The organism is Neobacillus vireti, assembly GCF_036962465.1.
Classification (GTDB): Bacteria; Bacillota; Bacilli; order Bacillales; family Cytobacillaceae; genus Neobacillus; species Neobacillus vireti_B.
The window spans coordinates 1-23,571 of the sequence record NZ_JBALNF010000007.1; the positions used below are offsets into that span (position 1 = coordinate 1).

The window sequence follows — 23,571 nt, forward strand, 5'->3', positions numbered from 1 at the left end:
CGTTGCCAGGCACGGAAAAAGACAATCATTAATGATTGTCTTTTTTTGTGCATCTGCTTCTTTTCAGGAGGGAAGTTTAAGAGAATATCTGAGTGAAGCTGTATTTCTTTGAAGAGGTTAGGAAAACGGAGCCATCAGGAAGCCAAGAAAAGTACTCAATTTATACTCCAATCTTGGTGGTTGAAAGGGCGATAGCAGGGTTAAGATTTAGGGTATATAAAGGATTACATACTAAAAACTTATTTTATTTCTAATAAACGCTGCTTAAAGCCTAATTGGCGGATGGGTTACTGAGGTGTTTGTGGAATAACAGGTAGATACTTCCTCTTACTAATAGAAAGATTTTTTGTTACTTTGTACAAATAAATAAGAATAATCATGAATTCATAAATATATCTGTGGTAAAGTGAGGGAAGTGTAAGAAGAAGGAGGACTAAAAATGTTAGACAATAGTTTTATGATGGTAGCGATCATCTTAATCATTAATATCATTTATGTTTCTTTTTTTACGATAAGGATGATTTTGACCTTAAAGGGCCAGAGGTATTTGGCAGCTTTGCTAAGTATGATTGAGGTTGTTATATATGTGCTTGGCCTTGGCCTTGTCTTGAATAACCTAAATGAAATCCAGAATCTGATTGCTTATGCAGTAGGATATGGAATTGGAGTCATTGTTGGGATGAAGATTGAAGAGAAGCTTGCTCTGGGATACATTACAGTCAATGTAATTACCGCGGAGTATGATAAAGATTTACCTAAGCTTTTAAGGGAGAAAGGCTATGGGGTAACCGACTGGGCTGCACATGGTCTGGAAGGAAATCGAATGGCCATGCAAATCCTTACACCACGAAAATTTGAATTAAAACTATATGATATGATTAAAAGTTTAGATCCCAAAGCCTTTATTATCTCATATGAACCAAAATCAATTCATGGCGGCTTCTGGGTGAAATCAGTGAAAAGAGGGAAGTTATTTTCATGAGCAAGAAGAAACTGTTGTTCGAGCTGCAGGAAAATGAAAGTATTGAGGAATGTTTGAATAGGATGAAACAGCAGGGATATGCTCCAGTCCGGCGGACAGAGAAACCGATATTTCAAGAAGTAAAAAAAGCAGGCGAAACAATTTATGAACCAATTGGCCGCCAAATTGTCTTCGAAGCTAGGTTAATTGAGTAAAACACGAACGATATAGTGCTATTTAAAAATAATGTTCGACATATTTATTGACACCTAAGGTGATGGTTGGTAAGATAAAGCTAACGGATCATACAACTATTTTTACCCTCGTATATCCATGGGAATATGGCCCATAAGTTTCTACCCAATAACCGTAAATTATTGGACTATGAGGGAAAGTCAATATGTTCGGCAAAAGGGCTGGTCCCTTACTTTATTTTACTATGCTTCGATATGCCCGGGCAAATGGCTTTCTCTTACATGAGAAGCTATTTGTTACGGGCATTTTATTTGCCTAAAAAAGGGGGATCTAGGATGACCACACTTGTTGGTGTCATCATGGGAAGTAAATCGGATTGGGAAACCATGAAATATACATGTGAAATTTTAGACCAGTTAGAGGTCGCTTATGAAAAAAAGGTAGTATCTGCTCATCGAACACCAGATTTAATGTTCGCCTATGCAGAAGAAGCTAGAAACAGAGGGCTAAAGGTAATCATCGCCGGAGCAGGCGGTGCAGCCCATCTTCCGGGGATGGTCGCAGCCAAAACAACCTTGCCTGTCATTGGTGTTCCTGTTCAAACTCAGGCTTTAAAGGGGATTGACTCCCTGCTCTCTATTGTTCAAATGCCGGGTGGTGTTCCGGTAGCTACCGTGGCGATTGGTAAAGCGGGTGCAGTCAATGCGGGACTATTAGCTGCTCAAATTATCGGAACGGAAGACCAGGCGCTTGCCGCTAGATTAGAGGCAAGAAGAGAAGCCACTAAACAAGAGGTACTAGAAAGTAGTGATCAACTTGGATAAGCAGACAATTTTACCGGGAGCAACGATTGGAATTATTGGCGGCGGCCAGCTTGGGAGAATGATGGCTCTTGCAGCGAGGGCACAAGGATTTCGTATTGCTGTTTTAGAACCTGCGTCAGACTCACCGTGTGGACAAGTCGCAGATATAGAAGTGATCGGTGCCTACGATGATAGAGAAGCCATCAGCCGCTTGGCTGAAATAAGTGATGTCATAACGTATGAATTTGAAAATATAGATGCCGATACGTTAAGCTGGCTCTGTGACCAGGCCTTTGTACCTCAAGGGCCAAAGCTGCTCACGATTACACAGGATCGGATAAAGGAGAAAGCAGCCATCCAGCAAGCGGGCGTAGAAGTGGCACCTTACGCGGTTATTAACACACTGCAGGATTTATTTTTAAAAATAGATGTGATTGGTTACCCGGCTGTATTAAAAACTTCTAGAGGCGGTTATGATGGAAAAGGCCAGTTGGTGATTAAAGAAGAACAGGATTTAAAAAAGGCGGAGCCGCTCCTGACACACGGTGCATGTGTGTTGGAGAAATGGATTCCCTTTGAAAAAGAAATCTCAGTGATTGTGACACGCAGGCTTGACGGAGAAACTGCCATTTTTCCAGTGGCGGAGAACATTCACAAAGAAAATATCTTGCATAAAACGATTGTGCCTGCACGAATTTCACAGACTACTGAACAGGATGCGATTCAAAAGGCAAAGAAGATAGCAGATTCGCTGGAGTTAGTTGGGACGCTCGCTGTCGAGATGTTCGTGAACAATGATGGAACGATCGTGATTAATGAATTAGCACCACGGCCGCATAATTCCGGCCATTATACGATTGAGGCTTGCGAGACGTCACAGTTCGAGCAGCATGTCCGGGCGATCTGCGGATGGCCATTAGGAAGTACGGAGTTGTTAAAACCAGCCGTTATGGTCAACCTATTAGGAGAACATCTGGAAAACCTGTATGAAGAGATACCAGAGTTGAATGGTTGGAAAGTTCATTTATACGGTAAAGAGGAACCTAAGTTCAAACGTAAAATGGGCCATGTGACCATTCTTCGAGAAAATGTAGAGTTGGCTTTGAAAGAAATCGATGAAAGCAGCATCTGGGAAACTGCTAAAGAAAAGATCGGGGGATAAATGAATGATTGATCGTTATACAAGACCAGAAATGGGAGCTATTTGGACAGAAGAAAACCGTTTTAATGCCTGGCTAGAGGTTGAAATTCTTGCTTGTGAAGCATGGGCGGAGTTAGGCGAAATACCGAAAGAGGATGTTAAAAAATTACGTGAGAATGCTTCTTTCAACATTGACAGAATTAAAGAAATTGAAGAGGAAACAAGACACGATGTTGTAGCCTTTACCCGCGCGGTATCGGAAACCTTGGGTGAGGAACGGAAGTGGGTCCATTATGGTTTAACTTCAACAGACGTGGTTGATACAGCACTATCCTATCTCTTAAAGCAGGCTAACGCGATTCTTTTGAAAGACATCGAAAACTTTATTGAGATTTTAAAAAATAAAGCGATTGAACACAAGTTTACGGTAATGATGGGCCGGACACATGGGGTTCACGCTGAACCAACTACTTTTGGTTTAAAGATGGCCTTATGGTATGAAGAAATGAAGCGCAACCTTGAACGCTTTAAACAAGCTGCTGCAGACGTGGAGTTTGGTAAAATTTCCGGGGCGGTCGGGACCTATGCAAACATTAATCCATTTGTAGAACAATATGTTTGTGAGAAATTAGGAACCAGCCCTGCGCCAATCTCAACACAAACCTTACAGCGTGACCGTCACGCGCACTATATGTCTACGCTGGCGTTGATTGCGACTTCGGTTGAAAAATTTGCGGTGGAAGTTCGCGGCCTCCAAAAGAGTGAGACTCGTGAAGTAGAGGAGTTTTTTGCAAAGGGCCAAAAGGGTTCTTCTGCCATGCCGCATAAACGGAATCCAATTGGGTCCGAGAACATGACAGGATTGGCACGTGTGATTCGCGGCTATATGATGACTGCATATGAAAATGTGCCGCTATGGCATGAGCGCGATATTTCACATTCGTCTGCAGAGCGGATTATCCTTCCGGATGCGACAATTGCCTTGAACTATATGCTAAACCGCTTTGGTAACATTGTGAAAAATTTAACGGTGTTCCCAGAGAATATGAAACGCAACATGGATCGTACTTTAGGGCTGATTTACTCTCAGCGTGTCCTATTGGCATTGATTGACAAGGGGTTATCACGTGAAGAGGCTTATGATACCGTACAGCCAAAAGCGATGGAAGCATGGGAAAAACAAGTTCCATTCCGCAGCTTAATTGAAGCAGAGAATAAGATTACCGCATTGCTTTCTCCAGAAGAGATTGCGGATTGCTTTGACTATAACTATCATCTCCAACATGTGGATACCATTTTTGATCGCTTAGGGTTAAACGGATAAATTAAATAGTGATGAAGGGCGAATTCTGCCCTTCTCATGTCAGATAAATTCACAATATTATGAATAGAGGTGCATTAGGATGGGAGAAATGCTTTACGAGGGCAAAGCGAAAAAGATTTTTACAACTGACGATGAACAAGTTGTGTTGGTTCAATATAAAGATTCGGCAACGGCTTTTAACGGTCAAAAGAAGGCGACGATTACTGGAAAAGGCCGATTGAATAACGAGATTACTAGTTTATTATTTTTAAAACTAAAAGAACAGGGCATTGACTCACACTTTATCAAGCGAGTTTCAGAAACGGAACAGCTGGTGAAGAGAGTAACGATTATTCCTCTTGAAGTTGTTGTACGCAATGTTGCAGCAGGAACACTTTCAAATCGTTTGGGAATCGAAGAAGGCAAAGAACTGTCCACGCCAATCGTTGAATTTTATCTTAAAGACGATGCACTAGGTGATCCGCTTGTGACGATTGATCACATTCTTGAACTAAAGGCAGCAACCGTAAAGGAAGTTGAAATCCTAAAGAATAAAGCACTTCAAATCAATGCAATTTTATCAAGCTTTTTCAATGAGCTCGGGATTCGCTTAGTCGACTTTAAGCTCGAGTTCGGCAAAGACAATAAAGGGCAAATATTACTTGCCGATGAAATTTCTCCAGATACCTGCAGACTGTGGGACAAAGAAACCAATGAAAAGCTCGATAAGGATGTATTCCGCCGGGATTTAGGAAGTTTAACAGAAGCCTATGAAACTATTTTAGCGAAATTGGGAGGACATCAGCATGTATAAAGTTAAGGTGTATGTAACATTAAGGGAAAGTGTTTTAGATCCACAAGGGAAAGCCGTCACTCATTCCTTACATTCATTAAACTATAAACAAGTTACAGATGTCCGCATCGGAAAATATATGGAGTTAACAATTGAAAAATCAGATCGTGATATAAATGAAGTCGTTAATGAAATTTGTACGAACCTATTAGCAAACCCGGTTATCGAAGATTACCGTTACGAGGTAGAGGAGTGTGTGACACAGTGAAGTTTGCGGTGATCGTATTCCCAGGATCAAATTGTGACGTTGATATGTTTCATGCTGTTAAGGATGAACTTGGTGAAGAAGTGGAATATGTTTGGCATGATGCCGATAACCTAGACGAGTTTGATGGGATCTTGCTGCCTGGAGGTTTCTCTTTTGGTGATTACCTGCGCACAGGCGCAATTGCCCGTTTCAGCCCGGTTATGAAAGAGGTCGTAAAAGCAGCGGAAGCTGGGAAGCCAGTCCTTGGTGTTTGTAATGGATTTCAAATTCTTCTTGAAGCGGGTCTGCTTCCAGGGGGAATGAGACGAAACGAAAGCCTATCGTTCATTTGTAAACCAGTTGAACTAAAGGTAGTGAACAATCAGACGATGTTTACAAACGCGTATGGTGAAGGGGAAAGTATTGTGATCCCTGTCGCACATGGAGAAGGAAATTATTATTGTGATGAAGAAACACTTGCGAAATTGAAAGCAAATAATCAAATTGCATTTACCTATACTCAGAATCCGAACGGAAGTCTTGCGGATATCGCAGGAATCACGAATGAAAAAGGCAATGTCTTAGGAATGATGCCGCATCCAGAAAGAGCGGTTGATGAGCTCCTCGGCGGAGCCGATGGTTTAAAAATGTTTCAATCGATTGTAAAAGCTTGGAGGGAAGCACATGTTGTCAACGCTTGAACCAAATCCTACTCAGATTAAAGCAGAAAAAATATACCAGCAAATGGGTTTGACCGACGAAGAATTTGCAATGATTGAAAACATTCTTGGGCGTACACCTAACTATACCGAAACAGGCCTTTTCTCGGTCATGTGGTCGGAACATTGCAGTTACAAAAATTCAAAACCAATTCTAAAAAAATTCCCTATTACAGGTGAACGGGTACTCCAAGGACCAGGGGAAGGTGCAGGTATCGTTGATATCGGTGACGGGCAGGCGGTTGTTTTTAAAATCGAAAGCCACAACCATCCATCAGCCATCGAGCCTTATCAAGGCGCAGCAACAGGTGTGGGGGGTATTATCCGTGATGTCTTCTCGATGGGCGCGCGTCCAATTGCCATGTTGAACTCATTGCGTTTTGGTGAACTTGATTCTGCCCGCGTCCGTTACTTGTTCAAAGAAGTAGTAGCCGGGATTGCCGGTTATGGGAACTGTATTGGAATCCCGACGGTTGGCGGCGAAATCGGATTTGATCCTTGCTATGACGGAAATCCGTTAGTGAATGCGATGTGTGTTGGGCTAATTGACCATAAAGATATCAAAAAGGGGCAAGCACACGGAGAAGGAAATACGGTTATGTATGTAGGAGCAAAAACCGGCCGTGACGGAATCCATGGTGCAACCTTTGCTTCTGAGGAATTAACGGACCAATCCAGTGAAGATCGTCCAGCCGTACAGGTGGGCGACCCATTCATGGAAAAACTTTTATTAGAGGCATGCTTAGAACTGATTCATTGTGATGCATTAGTTGGTATTCAGGATATGGGTGCTGCCGGACTCATTAGTTCATCTGCAGAAATGGCCAGTAAAGCGGGAATGGGAATTGAGATGAATTTAGACTTGGTTCCGCAGCGGGAAACCGGGATGACTGCTTACGAAATGATGTTATCTGAGTCCCAAGAGCGGATGCTCATCGTTGTTAAAAAGGGCAGAGAACAAGAAATCGTTGAGCTTTTTGAAAAATACGGCTTAGAAGCAGTTGGGATTGGAACAGTTACAAATGATAAACAAATGCGTCTTTTCCATAAAGGAGAAATCGTTGCCGATGTGCCGGCTGATGCCCTAGCGGAAGAAGCACCGGTTTACCACAAGCCATCCAAAGAGCCAGCTTATTTTGCAGAATTCCAGGCGATGGATAATGAAGTTCCTCAAGTAGACGATTTAAAAGAAACATTAGTAAATCTGTTAAGCCAGCCAACAGTAGCTAGCAAGGAATGGGTTTATGAGCAGTATGACTATATGGTACGTACGAATACCGTTGTTGCTCCAGGATCAGATGCAGCGGTGGTAAGGATTCGTGGTACACGCAAAGCTTTAGCAATGACTACGGATTGTAATGCGCGTTATGTCTATTTAGATCCTGAAGTAGGCGGAAAAATTGCCGTAGCAGAGGCAGCCCGTAATATTGTCTGTTCTGGTGCAGAGCCTTTAGCGATTACGGATAACCTAAATTTCGGTAACCCGGAAAAGCCGGAAGTGTTCTGGCAGATTGAAAAAGCAGCTGATGGCATGAGTGAAGCCTGCCGTGTGTTAGAGACACCGGTTATTGGCGGAAATGTGTCTTTATATAATGAAACTAGCGGTACGGCAATCTATCCAACCCCAGTAGTTGGAATGGTTGGTTTAGTAACAGACCTTGATCATATCACTACACAGCACTTTAAAGAGAATGGTGATCTTATTTATCTAGTAGGGGAAACCAAGGATGAATTTGGCGGCAGTGAGCTGCAAAAACTTCTGAACGGACGTGTATTTGGGAAAGCTCCTGAACTAGATGTAACGATAGAAAAGGAAAGACAGAACCAAGTACTTGCAGCCATTCGTGCAGGTTTAGTGCAATCCGCTCATGACCTATCAGAAGGTGGTTTAGGGGTTGCGTTAGCGGAAAGTCTTTTCACAGATGAAAAGCTTGGAGCAGAAGTAACGATTGTTGGAAATTCAGTCTCTGCTTTATTCAGTGAGACTCAATCACGATTCTTATTAACGGTAAAACCGGAACATAAAGAAGAGTTTGAAAGAGTAGTAGATGCAGTACAGATTGGTACTGTAACGGAAACCTCAACATTAGAAATCAAAAACAATGATGCATCAGTGCTTGTTGCTTCAGTAGCAGAAATGAAAACTGCTTGGAAAGGGGCAATCCCATGCTGCCTGAAATAAAGGGATTAAATGAAGAGTGCGGTATCTTTGGTGTCTTTGGACACCAAGATGCTGCCCAATTAACCTATTACGGACTTCATAGCCTGCAGCACCGCGGCCAGGAAGGAACCGGAATTGTTGTTTCCGATGGCCAAAAGCTTACAGGTGTTAAAGGCGAAGGGCTAGTAGCGGAGGTTTTTACAACGGAAGCCATGAAGGACTTAAAAGGCAGTGCTGCAATTGGTCACGTTCGTTATGCGACAGCAGGCGGCGGGGGCTATGAGAACGTGCAGCCGCTTCTGTTTCATTCGCAAACAGGAAGTCTTGCGCTTGCCCATAATGGCAATCTAGTAAATGCTAATTCCCTGAAATACCAGCTTGAATCCCAGGGAAGTATCTTTCAAACAAGTTCTGATACAGAGGTTTTGGCTCATCTTATTAGAAGAAGTGGTTATCCTCATTTGAAGGATCAAGTAAAAAACGCTTTAGCGATGTTAAAGGGAGCGTATGCGTATTTAATCATGACCGAAACCGAGCTTATGGTCGCTCTCGATCCACATGGCTTACGTCCATTGTCCCTTGGCTGTCTTGGAGATGCTTATGTTGTGGCCTCCGAAACTTGTGCCTTTGATGTGGTCGGTGCCGAATATATCCGAGATATTCTGCCGGGCGAACTATTAATTATTAATGAAAATGGCTTAACATCTGAGCGGTTTGCCATCAGTACCACAAAAGCGATTTGTACGATGGAATATATTTATTTTTCAAGACCTGATAGTAATATTCAAGGAATCAATGTTCATACTGCCCGTAAAAATATGGGGAAACAATTAGCAGTGGAAGCACCATTTGAAGCCGATGTTGTAACAGGGGTTCCTGATTCTAGTATTTCAGCATCCATCGGTTATGCAGAAGCTACTGGGATTCCGTATGAAATGGGCTTAATTAAAAATAAATATGTTGGCAGAACCTTTATCCAGCCGTCGCAAACACTTCGGGAGCAAGGGGTTAAGATGAAGCTTTCGGCCGTACGCGGTGTAGTGGAAGGAAAGCGCGTTGTTATGGTGGATGACTCGATTGTGCGCGGAACGACGAGCAGACGAATTGTAAACCTGTTAAAGGAAGCCGGAGCAACAGAAGTTCATGTTGTCATTAGCTCACCACCGATAAAAAATCCTTGTTTTTATGGGATAGATACGTCGACAAAAGAGGAATTGATTGCCTCTGATAAAAGCGTGGAGCAAATTAGAGAATTGATTGGTGCAGATTCATTAACCTTTATTAGTGTAGAAGGGATGATGAAGGCACTTGGCCAGGAAGGAACGAATGGCTATTGCCTAGGCTGCTTCACAGGGAATTATCCAACAGAGATTTATCCTGATACACTACAATACTATTATCAAAAATAAGGTGGGGAGACTCTTGGCTAAAGCATACAAAGAGGCTGGCGTAAACATTGAAGCGGGCTATGAGGCTGTTTCACGAATGAAAAAGCATGTTCAAAGAACTGCACGGGCTGGAGTAATTGGAGGACTTGGCGGTTTTGGCGGCATGTTTGATTTATCATCACTTCAATTAAAGGAGCCTGTTTTGGTGTCAGGCACCGACGGAGTCGGCACGAAGCTGATGATTGCGTTTTGGATGGATAAACACGATACGATTGGTATTGATGCAGTGGCTATGTGTGTGAACGATATCGTAGTTCAAGGTGCAGAGCCATTGTTCTTTTTAGATTATATTGCGTGTGGGAAAGCGGAGCCTGAAAAAATTGAGGCCATTGTAAAAGGAATTTCCGACGGCTGCGAGCAGGCTGGCTGTGCTTTGATTGGCGGCGAAACAGCTGAAATGCCGGGCTTATACAGTCAAAACGAGTATGACCTTGCCGGATTTACGGTTGGAGCTTGTGAAAAATCACAATTAATTACGGGTGAGACGATTCAAGCTGGTGATGTTCTGATTGGGTTAGCATCAAGCGGTATTCATAGTAATGGTTATTCCCTTGTCCGTAAGGTTTTTAATAATTGGTCCTTGCTAGATTTCGTTGATGAGCTCGGCTGTACATTAGGAGAAGAGTTATTAAAACCAACGAAAATTTACGTTAAGCCGATTCTATCAGCATTGAAAAAGTTCCCGTTAAAAGGAATGGCCCATATTACCGGAGGCGGATTTATCGAAAACATTCCACGGATGTTGCCTGAGGGTCTTGGGGCAAGAATAGATGAAAAGAGCTGGCCGATTCCACCGGTGTTTCAATTGATTTCTTCTCACGGACAAATTGACTATGAGGAAATGTATAATATTTTTAACATGGGAATTGGAATGGTCATCGCAGTAGATCCTGAAATTGCTGCTGATGTTATGCAGCATTTTGAACAAAGCGGTGAGAAAGCCTATCAGATTGGTGTTGTGACGGAGCAGGCGGGGATTGAAGTAAAGGGCCAAGGTGGACGGCTATGAAAAAAATAGCAGTGTTTGCCTCTGGTAACGGCAGTAATTTTCAAGCCATTATTGATGTAGTCAAGTCAGGCGGGCTAGAGGCAGAAATTTCTCTATTAGTCTGTGACAAGCCAGATGCTTATGCAGTTGACCGTGCTAATGCAGCGAGAATTCCAAGTTTTGTGTTTCAAGCAAAAGAATACGCTGGCAAAGAAGAGTATGAGCAAGCGATTTTAACAGAATTAAAGAAGTATGGTGTGGAGTTCATTGTCCTAGCCGGATACATGCGTTTGCTTGGTCCAACCTTGCTGGGTGCCTATCAAGGAAGGATTGTTAATATTCATCCATCACTGCTTCCAGCATTCCCAGGTAAAGATGCCATCGGTCAGGCTCTTGCCGCCAAGGCGAATTGGAGCGGAGTTACCATCCATTATGTCGATGAAGGAATGGATACAGGTCCCATTATTATTCAGGAACGTGTAAGATTGGAAGAGAATGAAACAAGAGACAGCCTGCAAAAGAAAATTCAGCAAATCGAGCACAAACTATATCCAGAAATACTTCAAATGCTATTAACACAAGGAGATGTAATCAATGTCACAAAAGCGCGCGCTAATTAGTGTATCTGATAAAAATGGAATTACCGAGTTTGCGAAAGAACTAGTCAGCCTAGGGTTCGAATTGATCTCAACCGGCGGTACAAAAAAAGCTCTTCAAGAGCAGGGGATCCCTGTCATGAGTGTTAGTGATGTAACCGGTTTTCCGGAAATTTTAGAAGGCAGAGTCAAAACGTTAAATCCATTTATCCATGGCGGTCTTCTTTCAAAGCATGATAATCCTGATCATTTAAAACAGCTGGACGAGCACGGAATTCAGCCTATTCAACTAGTTTGCGTCAATCTTTATCCATTTCAGCAAACCATTGCAAAACCAGATGTTACGGTAGCGGATGCGATTGAAAACATTGATATTGGCGGTCCGTCTATGCTGCGCGCTTCAGCTAAAAATCATCAATATTTAACGGTTGTCGTTGATCCGTCAGATTATGAAACGGTTATTGAGGAGTTTAAAGCAGAAGGGACAACAACGCTTGAAACAAGAAGAAAGCTTGCAGCTAAGGTATTCCGTCATACAGCTTCATATGATGCTTTAATAGCTGAATACATGACCAACCTTGCACAAGAAGAAACACCTGAAACCTTAACGGTTACATATGACCTTAAGCAGACCCTTCGTTACGGAGAAAATCCGCATCAAAAAGCTGCTTTTTACAGAAAACCGTTAGGTTCAACTTTCTCGATTGCCAATGCTGAACAGCTTCATGGGAAAGAATTATCTTACAATAATATCAATGACGCAGATGCAGCTTTGCAAATCGTAAAGGAATTCTCAGAACCTGCTGCTGTAGCAGTTAAGCATATGAATCCATGTGGTGTTGGAACAGGCCAAACCGGCTTTGAAGCCTTTACAAAAGCCTTTGCAGCGGACCCTGTTTCCATTTTTGGCGGCATTATTGCCTTTAACCGTGAAGTGGATGCTGAAACAGCAGGCAAGCTTCATGAAATTTTCTTAGAGATTATCATTGCGCCATCTTTCTCTGAGGAAGCATTAGCGATTTTAACAGGCAAAAAGAATCTTCGTTTGTTAACGATTCCGTTTAATGATGTGAAAAAACCTGAGTTGAAAATGACGACAATTGAAGGCGGCTTGCTTGTTCAGGAACAAGACCGTTATACACTAGAGGATGCAACCATCACTGTTCCAACAAAGAGACAACCAACGGATGAAGAGTGGGAAGCTCTAAAACTAGGCTGGAAAGTGGTTAAGCATGTGAAATCCAATGCCATCGTTGTAACTAGCAAAGACATGACGCTTGGGGTTGGCGCAGGCCAAATGAACCGTGTTGGTTCCGCAGAGATTGCACTTAAGCAGGCCGGTGATAAATCAGAAGGCGCTGCTCTTGCATCTGATGCTTTCTTCCCAATGGATGATACTGTTGAAGCGGCAGCAAAAGCAGGAATTACTGCGATTATTCAGCCTGGCGGATCGATTAAGGATGCTGATTCGATAAAAAAAGCAGACGAATACGGAATCGCTATGGTGTTTACGGGCGTTAGACACTTTAAACATTAGGCTTTATTAAGGGGAATTGTTGATTTTGTAACGATGTTGATTGGAGCGGAAGGCACGCAGACTCCTGCGGGAGTACGGGGCTGGAGAGACCCCACAGGCGCATAGCGCCGAGGAGGCTCCCCGGACCGCCCGCGGAAAGCGAAGTGCCTGAAGCGGAAATCAACATCCATATTTATCACAGTCACACATAAAATGAGGTGTAATGGATGAAGGTACTAATCATCGGCCGCGGCGGACGCGAGCATGCGATCTGCCGAAAGGTCAGCGAAAGCACATTGGTTGAACAGGTATTCGTCGCTCCAGGAAACGCTGGAATGGCAGACGTGGCGGATTTGATTGCGCTTGAGGAATCACAGCATGAAGAGCTTATTGCCTTTGCAAAAGAGCAAGAGGTAGGCTTAACGATTATCGGGCCGGAAGTTCCTTTACTTGGAGGGCTATCCGATAAATTTGAAGCAGCAGGTTTGGCTGTGTTTGGACCACGGCAGGCAGCTGCTGAAATTGAGGGCAGTAAGTCATTTGCGAAAGATTTAATGAAAAAGTATGAGATTCCGACTGCCGATTATGCTGTTTTTACTTCGATTGAAAAGGCACGTCATTATATCCATGAAAAAGGCGCTCCGATTGTGATTAAAGCAGACGGGTTGGCAGCAGGAAAAGGTGTCACAGTTGCCATGACTTTAGAAGAAGCTCTTGCGAGTGTGGAGGAGATGCTCGTTGGTGCGAAATTTGGAGCGGCTTCTTCGAGTGTGGTAATTGAAGAGTTTTTAGACGGCGAAGAATTTTCATTGATGGCGTTTGTGAACGGGGAAGTAGTTATTCCGCTTGAAATCGCCCAGGATCATAAACGCGCCTTTGACGGGGACCAAGGTCCGAATACTGGTGGAATGGGTGCTTACTCACCGGTTCCGCAAATTGGTGAGGACACGGTAGCCACTGCCGTTGAGACCGTTTTGCTTCCTGCAGCAAAAGCAATGGTTCAAGAGGGACGCAGTTTCTGTGGAATTTTATATGCTGGGTTGATCAAAACGGCAGCAGGTCCAAAGGTAATTGAGTTTAATGCCCGTTTCGGCGACCCGGAAACACAGGTTATTTTACCAAGGCTGCAATCTGATTTGATTCAGGTTATCTTAGCTCTTTTGAATGGAGAGTGTCCAGAGCTTGAATGGGATCCACAGCCAATGGTTGGTGTGGTAGTTGCAGCAAAAGGGTATCCCGGGGTTTATGAAAAGGGTGCGGTCCTGCAGGGATTATCGGATTTTTCGGAGAATGTTTATACCTTTCATGCAGGGACGGTTCAAAATGACGCAGGTGAGTTTTTGACAGCTGGGGGCCGGGTGCTTCTTGTGGGAGGCAAAGCTGAGACTCTTGCTGGTGCGCAGGCAAAGGTGTATCAGGAGTTAGCGAAGTTAGATTGTGATGGTGCCTTTTACCGCAGTGATATTGGTGCTAAGGCGATTGTACCGGTGGTTCGGTTAACTTGATAGATTAGGAAATGACCGCATGAGAGGTTCATGCGGTCATTTTTATTAAAATCATATCTTTGTTTGAAAAGATGAAGACTTGTTTCATTGCCCCCAAAAGGAAAAGAAGAGCCCTCAAGGTCATTGAACCCGACCAAAAAAGCTCATTCCAGAAAGAAAATCAAGTTGGATTATAAGGAACCATCGAATCTGCATCCCCATCGAGTTCTTCCATCTCATCCACCGAATCAGTCGCATGCTGATGCTCCTTAACCATATCCGACCACCGCTCACACAAATCCGTTACCGGACAATAGCGGACAATCCCCTCAGCAACCTTCATCGCACCACAGAAAGCAGCCAGCAAATAAGAATCCCTCCATGGACGCTTGACCATCTTAGATGTACTCCAAGCCACAATCGTTAACCCAAACGTAATCCGAATCAATGCATTCAAAATCCCGATATTTGGTGTAATTTTCAATCTGTTCACTCCTTCACAATATTTTTACATTTTTTATCAATACTTTACTGCTTTAAAAAGTAAAATATGATAAGATAAGGTTCTAAAGAAAAAATGTAAGGGCTTTCTTTATTGTTAAATCAACTTATTATTATATAGATAGTAAATTAAGGGAGGGACATGGTATGCTGGAACAACGCTACCGCTGGAAAAACAAACACTTACGCATGCATGTATCCGTTTTGGAGGGGAAAACATCCCCAACATTATTATTGAAAAATGCTTTGTACTTAAATCAAACCTTTCGCAAATGGATGAGGGCCAACATTTGGATATATGAAGATCGAATTGTCTATGTTGGCGAAAACATGCCTTCCTATATGAAAGAATGTGAAATCATCGACTGTACGAATGAGATACTTGTGCCTGGGTATATCGAGCCGCATGCACATCCGTTTCAATTATATAATCCCCTGTCATTAGCCGCCTATGCATCTCAATTTGGCACAACGACACTAATTAATGATAATATGGCGCTTATTTCGCATTTGAAAAAAAGGGAAGCGTTTTCACTTCTGAGGGACCTTCGCTCCATCCCATCCACCATGTACTGGTGGAGCCGATTTGATTCGCAGACCGAATTATTGAATGAAGAAGAAGTATTTTCACATAGTAATGTAAAAGCATGGCTTGAGCATGATGCTGTTCTTCAAGGCGGCGAATTAACAGGCTGGCCAAAATTGCTCGACGGCGACGATATGATGCTTCATTGGATTCAAGAAGCCAAGCGGATGCGCAAACAAATCGAAGGGCACTTTCCTGGCGCTTCGGAAAATACATTAGCAAAAATGATGCTGTTAGGTGCCGATTCCGACCATGAAGCCATGACAGGTGAAGAAGTGTACAACCGGCTCATGCAGGGCTATATGGTTTCCTTGCGCTATTCATCGATTCGGCCTGATCTGCCGCAGCTCTTAGATGATATGAAACGGTTAGGAATTGAGGCTTATGACCAGCTGATGTTCAATACAGATGGCTCCTCGTCTACTTTTTACGAACAAGGAATCACCGACCAAATGATTCGAATTGCTATCGAAAAAGGAGTTCCTGTTATAGATGCCTATAATATGGCAACGGTAAATATTGCAAAATACTACAACATTGGACACCTACATGGTGTAATTGCAACCGGACGTATTGCTAATATTAACTTTTTATCAAGTATAGAAGACCCAACACCGGTTTCTGTTTTAGCTAAGGGAAAATGGGTGAAGAAGAACGGTATAAAAGCAGAAGATATGTACGGAGAATTAAACTGGGATGAATATGGGTTTAAACAAATGGAAATGGATTGGCAGTTATCACTCGATGATTTGCAATTTTCTATGCCGTTTGGAATTAAGATGGAAAACTCAGTTATAACAAAGCCTTATTCGATCTCGATTGATGCATCAGCAGACCAACTGCCAAACGATTCAGATGAATGTTATTTCATGTTGGTAGATCGTTATGGGCAATGGAGAATAAACACCTTGCTAAAGGGATTCGCAACCAGCCTGTCCGCGCTTGCAAGCTCCTATTCGAGCACAGGAGATATTATCTTAATTGGGAAAAATAGAAATGATATGATTAATGCTTTTAATAGAATGAAAGGATTAGGCGGGGGAATTGTCATGATGGAGGACGCTCAAGTTGTTTGTGAAATACCACTAGACTTAAGTGGAGTCATGTCTAGCCTTCCGATTGAAAAATTAATAGAACAAGAGAAAACATTATTAACAGAATTGAGAGAACGAGGCTATAAATTTTCTGATCCTATATACAGCCTTGCCTTTTTTTCAGCTACACATTTACCATACATCCGTATCACGCAGCAAGGAATGTATGATGTTATGAATAAATCTGTACTCTTTCCATCAATAATGCGTTAAACTGTAAATGACTAAAGAGTTAAAGTGTGAAAGTATTTTGTAAAAAGGATAAAATAGGGGTGTTCATTTAATGAAAAAATGGGCTGTTGCCGTGGCAGCGTTCCTTTTACTGCTTTCAGGGTGCACCAGTAGGGAAACTGTAAAAAAACCGGTTAAGGAAGAAAAGCCAAATACGAAACCAGAGAATAAACCAGAAGACGCGGTAAAGGCCAGCCCTTATTTTTATCCATTAACAGGAATTGGGACTGATACAAAACCAGACCAACGTGCCGTAGCTGTTATGGTGAATAATCATCCAAAAGCAAGACCACAATCAGGTCTGAACAAGGCTGACATTGTCTATGAGGTTTTAGCTGAGGGGGATGTTACCCGTTTCCTGGCTGTTTTTCAGAGTGAGAGACCAGCAAATATTGGTCCTGTAAGGAGTGCTAGGGATTATTATATTAACCTGGCCAAAGGTTTAAATGCACTCTACATAGCACATGGCTACAGTCCAGAGGCCAAACAACTGCTCGAAAGCAATTATGTAGATAATTTGAATGGGATGGTTTATGATGGTACATTATTTAAACGGTCTAGCTCACGAAAACCACCTCATAATTCCTATATTACTTATGACAACATCTTAAAAGGTGCGGAGCAAAAAGGATATTCAATGAAAAACAGCCCGCCTGCCTTCCGCTTTTACACAGTGGAAGAAAGCAAAAATATAACAGGTCAAGAGGCTAAGACGGTAAACATTACTTATTCAAAGAGCGGCACATATAATTCAAAGTACCAGTTTGATGAAACGCTCGGTAAATATAAGCGTTTCTCGGCCGGAGAGCAAACCGTAGACTTGGATACCGGAGACCCAATCCTGCTAGACAATGTTTTTATTATAGAAGCCGTGCACAAAGCCATTGATTCATATGGACGAAGAGATATTGATTTCGAGACAGGCGGAAAAGCTTATTTGCTTCAAATGGGTAAAGTGAATGAAGTGGAATGGGCGAATAAGAATGGCAGAATTGTTCCCATGAAAAACGGAGAAGAGATCCCATTTGTACAAGGGAAAACGTGGGTCAATGTGGTTCCCGCTGCCCCGGGGCTGCATACAAGTGTTTCATTAAGTGCTCAATAAAATAACCTCAAATTAAAAGGAGTAATAAGAATGCAGATTAACAAATTGCGGGGAAAAGAACTGGATCAATTATTTAATGCGGTTCTTTCCTTACAGGATCTTGAAGAATGCTATCGTTTTTTTGATGATTTATGTACCATTAATGAAATTCAATCGTTAGCACAGCGTCTAGATGTAGCAAGAATGCTTCGTGAAGGAAACACTTATCATAAAATCGAAACCGAAACAGGAGCAAGCACTGCAACGATTTCAAGGGTAAAACGCTGTTTGAACTTTGGCAATGATACGTATGAAATGGTACTGGAACGAATTAAAGAGGAAAATAAAACAGTAGAAGAAGAATAACCCAAACCGGAGACCATCATCTTCGGTTTTTCTTTTTTGGAATTTTAAATGCGTCCGGTGCCAGTTCCAAGAGCCCCGTGGGTTAAGCCTATCTGTCTGTAGCAGTGCGGCCTTTCAAAGCGCTTCCGCTTTTGATTGGATATGATTTCTATATATAGATTTATGGTTTTCTTTTTTTATTACAAACGGCTAATGCTATAATGGTGTAATGGAAAGATGAATGGGAGGATTCCTTCAATGTATGATATTCGCGAGTGGCGGCATGTGTTTAAACTCGATCCTAATAAAAAAATAACAGACAACCAATTAGAAATAATTTGCGAATCAGGGACGGATGCCGTGATTGTGGGCGGAACTGACGGAGTGACACTCGAGAATGTCCTCGATTTAATGGCACGAATCCGCCGCTATACCGTTCCCTGTATCCTTGAAGTTTCTAATATAGAGAGCGTAACACCGGGATTTGATCTTTATTTTATCCCAACGATTTTAAATAGCCAGGATCCAAAATGGATTACAGGACTGCATCATCAGGCAGTTAAGGAATTTGGCGAAGTTATGGACTGGAATGAATTTTTTATGGAAGGCTATTGTATCCTTAACGAGGATTGTAAAGCGGCAAAGCTGACGAAAGCAGATGCCCATCTAGCAATCGAGGATGTTAAGGCCTACGCAATGATGGCTGAAAAAATGTTTCAACTCCCCATTTTTTATCTGGAATATAGTGGTAAGTATGGTGATTCGAATGTAGTTAGAGAAGCGAAAAACACACTAGAAAAAACAACGCTTTTCTATGGCGGAGGCATTGATAGTTTTGAGCAAGCAGCTGAAATGGCTAAGTATGCCGATGTTATTGTAGTTGGAAACGTGATTTATGAAGATTTTCAAAAGGCCTTAGAAACAGTAAAGGCAGTTCGATAGAATTTGCTTCACAATGCTAAAAACGTTAAAATAAAAATAAGAACAAATGTTTGTGACGGTGGTGGAATAGATGCAATTTTTAACAGATAAGCTTCTAAACGGGCTTAATCCGGAACAGCAAAATGCTGTTAAGGCAACTGACGGCCCACTTCTTTTAATGGCAGGTGCCGGAAGTGGTAAAACAAGAGTACTAACACATCGAATTGCGTATTTAATAGTGGAAAAACGCGTGAATCCTTATAATATCCTGGCGATCACGTTCACCAATAAAGCGGCAAGAGAAATGAAGGAACGTATTGCTAAAATGATGGGCGGAGCAGCTGAGGAAATATGGATCTCCACGTTTCACTCGATGTGTGTAAGGATTTTGCGGCGCGATATCGATCGGATGGGCTTTAACCGGAACTTTACCATTCTAGATACAACTGACCAACAATCAGTGATTAAAGGGATCCTCAAAAATAAAAATCTTGATCCGAAAAAAAATGATCCGCGTGCAATTTTAGGATCCATCAGTTCAGCCAAAAACGAACTCATTAGTCCGGAAGAATATGAAAAAACTGCCGGGGGTTATTTTGAACAAACGGTAAGTGAAATTTATAAAGACTATCAGAAGCAGCTTAGAAAAAATAATGCACTTGATTTCGATGACTTAATTATGATGACAATTCAATTATTCCAGCGGGTGCCGGAAGTCCTTGAATATTATCAGCGCAAGTTTCAATATATTCATGTCGATGAGTATCAGGATACAAACCGGGCACAGTATATGCTGGTAAAGATGCTGGCCAGCCGCTTCCGTAATCTTTGTGTTGTCGGTGATTCCGATCAGTCCATCTATAGATGGCGCGGTGCCGATATAGCCAATATCTTATCCTTTGAAAAAGATTACCCGAATGCAACGGTTATTCTTCTCGAACAGAACTACCGTTCAACCAAACGGATTCTTCTAGCGGCCAATAAGGTAATTGAAAATAACCTAAACCGTAAAAAGAAAAATCTTTGGACAGAAAATCCGGAAGGCAACAAGCTTGTCTATTACCGTGCAGATAGTGAGCAAGGCGAAGCACAGTTCGTCGCTGGAAAAATTAAAGAAATAACACGCGATAAGAATTATCAACTAAATGACATTGCGATTCTTTACCGGACTAACGCACAGTCCCGTGTAATGGAGGAAGTGCTGTTAAAATCAAATATTGATTATTCGATTGTTGGTGGTACCAAGTTCTATGACAGAAAAGAAATCAAAGATATGCTTGCCTACTTACGGTTAATTTCTAACCCGGATGATGATATCAGCTTGCGGCGTGTGATTAATGTTCCGAAACGCGGAATTGGTTCGAGCTCAGTTGATAAAATTGCTGACTTTGCCGCGATGCATGATATTTCCTTAAATCAGGCTTTAGAATCAGTCGAATTACTTGGACTGAGCCCAAAGATTACGAAAGCAGCGGCTCAGTTTCGTGATTTAATTCATAACTATACCAATATGCAGGAATTCCTTTCTGTAACAGAATTAGTTGAAGAAGTCCTCGATAAATCAGGGTATAGGGAAATGCTGAAAGCAGAAAAATCAATTGAGGCCCAAAGTCGTCTTGAAAACCTTGAGGAATTATTATCGGTAACGAAAAGCTTCGAGGATTCAAGCGAAGATAGGAGCCTCGTGGCTTTCTTAACGGATTTGGCTCTAGTGGCTGATATTGATTCGCTTGATGATGATGGGGAAAAGGCTGACGCTATTACCTTAATGACATTGCACTCTGCAAAAGGACTAGAGTTTCCAGTTGTCTTTTTGATTGGGATGGAAGAAGGTGTATTCCCTCATAGCCGTTCCTTAATGGAAGAAGCAGAGATGGAAGAAGAACGCCGTCTAGCATATGTCGGTATTACAAGAGCAGAGCAGACCTTATTTTTAACCAATGCGCAAATGAGAACCTTGTTTGGTAGAACTAGTATGAACCCTGCCTCTAGATTTATCTCTGAAATCCCAGAGGATTTAATCGAAGGGGGAGTGCCAGAACAACGGACGGGCAGTTCGTCTAGTTCTAGCGGAAGATCATTTGGTTCGTCGAGAACATCATTCGGAACATCCGGAACATCATTTGGAGCGGCTGGAACATCATTTAGTTCTTCCAAAGGTACATTTACGACCCCGACGACAACAAGAAAGCCTGTTATGCGGCCTGTATCGGCTGCTTCTGGTGGAGACGAAACCGGCTGGAAGGTTGGCGATAAAGCGGAGCATGGTAAATGGGGGATTGGAACAGTTGTCAGCGTAAAAGGACAGGGTGAGGGAACAGAGTTGGATATTGCTTTTCCTAGCCCAGTGGGAATTAAACGCCTATTAGCAAAATTCGCGCCGATTAAAAAGGCATAATAGCTGTTATAAACAGTATCAATTACCTTTATGAAAGGGCTGGATATATGGATCTTCAAACCGCTGCGAAAAAAATTGAGGAAATTAGAAGCCTCTTAACACTATATGGTTATGAATATTATGTGTTAGACAAACCATCGGTACCAGATGCCGAATATGACCTGCTCATGCAGGAGCTATTAGATCTGGAGGGAACATTTCCAGAGTTAAAAACACCGGATTCTCCATCGGTTCGTGTCGGTGGTGCGGTTCTTGACCTATTTGAAAAGGTGGAGCATCGTACACCGATGCTAAGCTTGGGTAATGCTTTCAATGAAGAGGATTTACGGGACTTTGACCGACGGGTCCGACAAGCTGTGGGTGACAATGTTTCCTATATTGGTGAATTGAAAATTGATGGATTGGCCGTTTCCTTACGCTATGAAAATGGATTATTTGTTCAAGGTGCAACCAGAGGCGACGGAACCATTGGGGAAGATATTACGGCTAACCTGAAAACAATAAAAGCGATTCCGCTTCGCCTTAGGGAAAATGTATCAATTGAGGTGCGCGGTGAGGCTTACATGCCAAAGCGCTCGTTTGAAGCATTGAACCAGCAGCGGGGAGAACGCGGTGAGGAGCTGTTTGCCAACCCAAGAAATGCGGCAGCTGGTTCATTACGGCAGCTTGATCCGAAAATCGCAGCATCAAGGAAGCTGGATGTGTTTTTATATGGGATTGGCAACACAGGTGAAACAGGGGTTGTGACCCATAGTGAGGGGCTCGATTATCTAGACCATCTGGGCTTTAAAACCAATAAAGAGCGAAGAAAATGTGCAACGATTGAGGACGTCATTGAGTATGTTAACAGCTGGGTTGATAAACGGCCGCATCTTCCATATGAAATTGATGGAATTGTCATCAAAGTTGATTCACTTGAGCAGCAGGCGGTGCTCGGGACAACGGCAAAGAGCCCGCGCTGGGCAATTGCGTATAAGTTTCCAGCCGAAGAAGTGGTGACGACCCTTTTAGCAATTGAGTTAAGTGTGGGGAGAACGGGTGTGATCACACCGACTGCCATTCTCGAGCCAGTTAAAGTAGCGGGGACAACTGTACAACGGGCATCCTTACACAATGAAGACTTAATTCGTGAAAAAGATATTAAAATCGGTGATAAAGTGGTTGTAAAAAAGGCAGGTGATATCATTCCGGAAGTGGTGAATGTATTGGCTGACCAACGCTCTGGTGAAGAAGTGGATTTTCAAATGCCAACGCATTGCCCGGAGTGTGAAAGTGAACTTGTTCGTCTAGAAGGGGAAGTAGCCCTAAGATGTATTAATCCAAAATGTCCGGCACAAATCCGGGAAGGATTGATTCATTTTGTTTCCCGTGATGCCATGAACATTGATGGCCTTGGGGAAAAGGTAATCAGTCAGCTTTTTGCTGAGAAATTAATCGGTGATGTTGCGGACATTTATAAACTTACTCGTGAGCAGTTGCTAGCCTTGGAAAGAATGGGTGAAAAATCTGTTAATAACCTGTTAAAAGCGATTGAGGCATCAAAAGGTAATTCCCTTGAAAAGCTGTTATTTGGCTTAGGGATCCGCCATGTTGGAGCAAAGGCCGCCAAAACATTAGCACAACAATTTATAGCCATGGAAAAATTAGCTCAGGCTTCCAAAGAGGAGCTAATTAGTATTAATGAAATCGGCGATAAAATGGCTGATTCGATTGTATCGTTTTTTGAACAGGAAGAAGCGATTGAGCTTATAAATGAGTTAATATTGGCAGGCGTTAACATGGAATATAAAGGGCCAAGGCCCATTTCTGCCGAAGAATCAGACAGTGTATTTGCCGGTAAAACGGTGGTTCTTACCGGGAAAATGGAGCAATTATCCCGAAATGAAGCAAAAGAAAAAATTGAAGCCCTTGGCGGCAATGTTGCCGGAAGTGTTAGTAAAAAAACACATCTCGTCATCGCAGGTGAAGATGCGGGTTCTAAGCTAACGAAAGCCCAAGAGCTGGGTATCGAAGTGTGGGACGAGGAGAGGCTTTTAGTAGAATTAAATAAATAAGA

At 42.5% G+C, this 23,571-nt stretch carries 21 protein-coding genes and 1 riboswitch; of the genes, 20 read left to right on the top strand and 1 reads right to left on the bottom strand.

The genetic code is table 11. The features are described from left to right. The first annotated feature begins 439 nt into the window (after positions 1-439). From V7077_RS02625 to purD, 14 genes are all read left to right on the top strand, one after another. Complete coding sequence (locus V7077_RS02625) at positions 440-982, top strand: DUF2179 domain-containing protein (protein ID WP_335498287.1); 543 nt, start codon at positions 440-442, stop codon at positions 980-982. After that, positions 979-1,176, top strand: coding sequence for an NETI motif-containing protein (locus V7077_RS02630; RefSeq protein ID WP_335498288.1), 198 nt, complete (start codon positions 979-981; stop codon positions 1,174-1,176). Before V7077_RS02625 ends, V7077_RS02630 begins: the two co-directional genes overlap by 4 nt. An 88-nt stretch (positions 1,177-1,264) precedes the next feature. Further along, a riboswitch (purine riboswitch) is annotated at positions 1,265-1,366 on the top strand. A 125-nt stretch (positions 1,367-1,491) separates the two neighbouring features. Further along, positions 1,492-1,980 carry a 5-(carboxyamino)imidazole ribonucleotide mutase gene (gene purE / locus V7077_RS02635; RefSeq protein ID WP_335498289.1) on the top strand — a complete coding sequence of 163 codons (489 nt, stop codon included), beginning with the start codon at positions 1,492-1,494 and terminating at the stop codon, positions 1,978-1,980. After that, positions 1,973-3,121 carry a 5-(carboxyamino)imidazole ribonucleotide synthase gene (gene purK, locus V7077_RS02640; RefSeq protein ID WP_335498290.1) on the top strand — a complete coding sequence of 383 codons (1,149 nt, stop codon included), beginning with the start codon at positions 1,973-1,975 and terminating at the stop codon, positions 3,119-3,121. The genes purE and purK overlap by 8 nt, the downstream gene beginning before the upstream one ends. Positions 3,122-3,125: 4 nt before the next feature. Further along, positions 3,126-4,424, top strand: a complete 1,299-nt coding sequence (purB, locus tag V7077_RS02645; protein ID WP_335498291.1) for an adenylosuccinate lyase — start codon at positions 3,126-3,128, stop codon at positions 4,422-4,424. Positions 4,425-4,503: 79 nt separating this feature from the next. After that, positions 4,504-5,217 (top strand): phosphoribosylaminoimidazolesuccinocarboxamide synthase, encoded by a 714-nt coding sequence (purC, locus tag V7077_RS02650; protein ID WP_335498292.1) that lies wholly within the window; start codon positions 4,504-4,506, stop codon positions 5,215-5,217. Further along, a complete protein-coding gene (gene purS / locus V7077_RS02655; protein WP_235742029.1) occupies positions 5,210-5,464 on the top strand; it encodes a phosphoribosylformylglycinamidine synthase subunit PurS in 255 nt (84 codons plus the stop codon). The genes purC and purS overlap by 8 nt, the downstream gene beginning before the upstream one ends. Next, a complete protein-coding gene (gene purQ, locus V7077_RS02660; protein ID WP_335498293.1) occupies positions 5,461-6,144 on the top strand; it encodes a phosphoribosylformylglycinamidine synthase subunit PurQ in 684 nt (227 codons plus the stop codon). Before purS ends, purQ begins: the two co-directional genes overlap by 4 nt. Continuing rightward, positions 6,128-8,344, top strand: a complete 2,217-nt coding sequence (gene purL, locus V7077_RS02665) for a phosphoribosylformylglycinamidine synthase subunit PurL (RefSeq protein WP_335498294.1) — start codon at positions 6,128-6,130, stop codon at positions 8,342-8,344. The genes purQ and purL overlap by 17 nt, the downstream gene beginning before the upstream one ends. Then, entirely contained in the window at positions 8,329-9,732 is a 1,404-nt protein-coding gene (gene purF / locus V7077_RS02670; protein WP_335498295.1) for an amidophosphoribosyltransferase, read from the top strand. Before purL ends, purF begins: the two co-directional genes overlap by 16 nt. 13 nt (positions 9,733-9,745) lie before the next feature. Further along, a complete protein-coding gene (purM, locus tag V7077_RS02675) occupies positions 9,746-10,780 on the top strand; it encodes a phosphoribosylformylglycinamidine cyclo-ligase (RefSeq protein WP_335498296.1) in 1,035 nt (344 codons plus the stop codon). Continuing rightward, on the top strand, positions 10,777-11,379 hold the full coding sequence (gene purN, locus V7077_RS02680) for a phosphoribosylglycinamide formyltransferase (RefSeq protein ID WP_335498297.1): 603 nt from the start codon (positions 10,777-10,779) through the stop codon (positions 11,377-11,379). Before purM ends, purN begins: the two co-directional genes overlap by 4 nt. Further along, positions 11,354-12,892: a bifunctional phosphoribosylaminoimidazolecarboxamide formyltransferase/IMP cyclohydrolase gene (purH, locus tag V7077_RS02685; protein ID WP_335498298.1), complete on the top strand. Its 1,539-nt coding sequence runs from the start codon at positions 11,354-11,356 to the stop codon at positions 12,890-12,892. Before purN ends, purH begins: the two co-directional genes overlap by 26 nt. Positions 12,893-13,098: 206 nt before the next feature. Continuing rightward, positions 13,099-14,376, top strand: a complete 1,278-nt coding sequence (gene purD, locus V7077_RS02690) for a phosphoribosylamine--glycine ligase (RefSeq protein ID WP_335498299.1) — start codon at positions 13,099-13,101, stop codon at positions 14,374-14,376. Positions 14,377-14,536: 160 nt separating this feature from the next. On the opposite strand, the gene V7077_RS02695 is transcribed toward purD, so the two are convergent. Next, entirely contained in the window at positions 14,537-14,839 is a 303-nt protein-coding gene (locus V7077_RS02695; protein WP_335498300.1) for a YgaP family membrane protein, read from the bottom strand. 164 nt (positions 14,840-15,003) lie between these two features. Between V7077_RS02695 and V7077_RS02700 the strand changes: the two genes are divergently transcribed. The 6 genes from V7077_RS02700 (at position 15,004) to ligA (ending at position 23,569) form a co-directional block, all read left to right on the top strand. Next, positions 15,004-16,749, top strand: coding sequence for an adenine deaminase C-terminal domain-containing protein (locus V7077_RS02700; RefSeq protein ID WP_335498301.1), 1,746 nt, complete (start codon positions 15,004-15,006; stop codon positions 16,747-16,749). 70 nt (positions 16,750-16,819) lie between these two features. Further along, the gene (locus V7077_RS02705; RefSeq protein WP_335498302.1) at positions 16,820-17,872 is read left to right on the top strand and encodes a DUF3048 domain-containing protein; all 1,053 of its coding nucleotides are present in this window, start codon (positions 16,820-16,822) and stop codon (positions 17,870-17,872) included. Positions 17,873-17,902: 30 nt separating this feature from the next. Next, on the top strand, positions 17,903-18,217 hold the full coding sequence (locus V7077_RS02710) for a YerC/YecD family TrpR-related protein (protein ID WP_335498303.1): 315 nt from the start codon (positions 17,903-17,905) through the stop codon (positions 18,215-18,217). A gap of 237 nt (positions 18,218-18,454) precedes the next feature. After that, the gene (locus V7077_RS02715; protein ID WP_335498304.1) at positions 18,455-19,138 is read left to right on the top strand and encodes a heptaprenylglyceryl phosphate synthase; all 684 of its coding nucleotides are present in this window, start codon (positions 18,455-18,457) and stop codon (positions 19,136-19,138) included. 70 nt (positions 19,139-19,208) lie between these two features. After that, the gene (gene pcrA, locus V7077_RS02720; RefSeq protein ID WP_335498305.1) at positions 19,209-21,515 is read left to right on the top strand and encodes a DNA helicase PcrA; all 2,307 of its coding nucleotides are present in this window, start codon (positions 19,209-19,211) and stop codon (positions 21,513-21,515) included. Positions 21,516-21,562: 47 nt separating this feature from the next. Beyond that, positions 21,563-23,569: an NAD-dependent DNA ligase LigA gene (gene ligA / locus V7077_RS02725; protein WP_335498306.1), complete on the top strand. Its 2,007-nt coding sequence runs from the start codon at positions 21,563-21,565 to the stop codon at positions 23,567-23,569. Positions 23,570-23,571 lie beyond the last annotated feature (2 nt).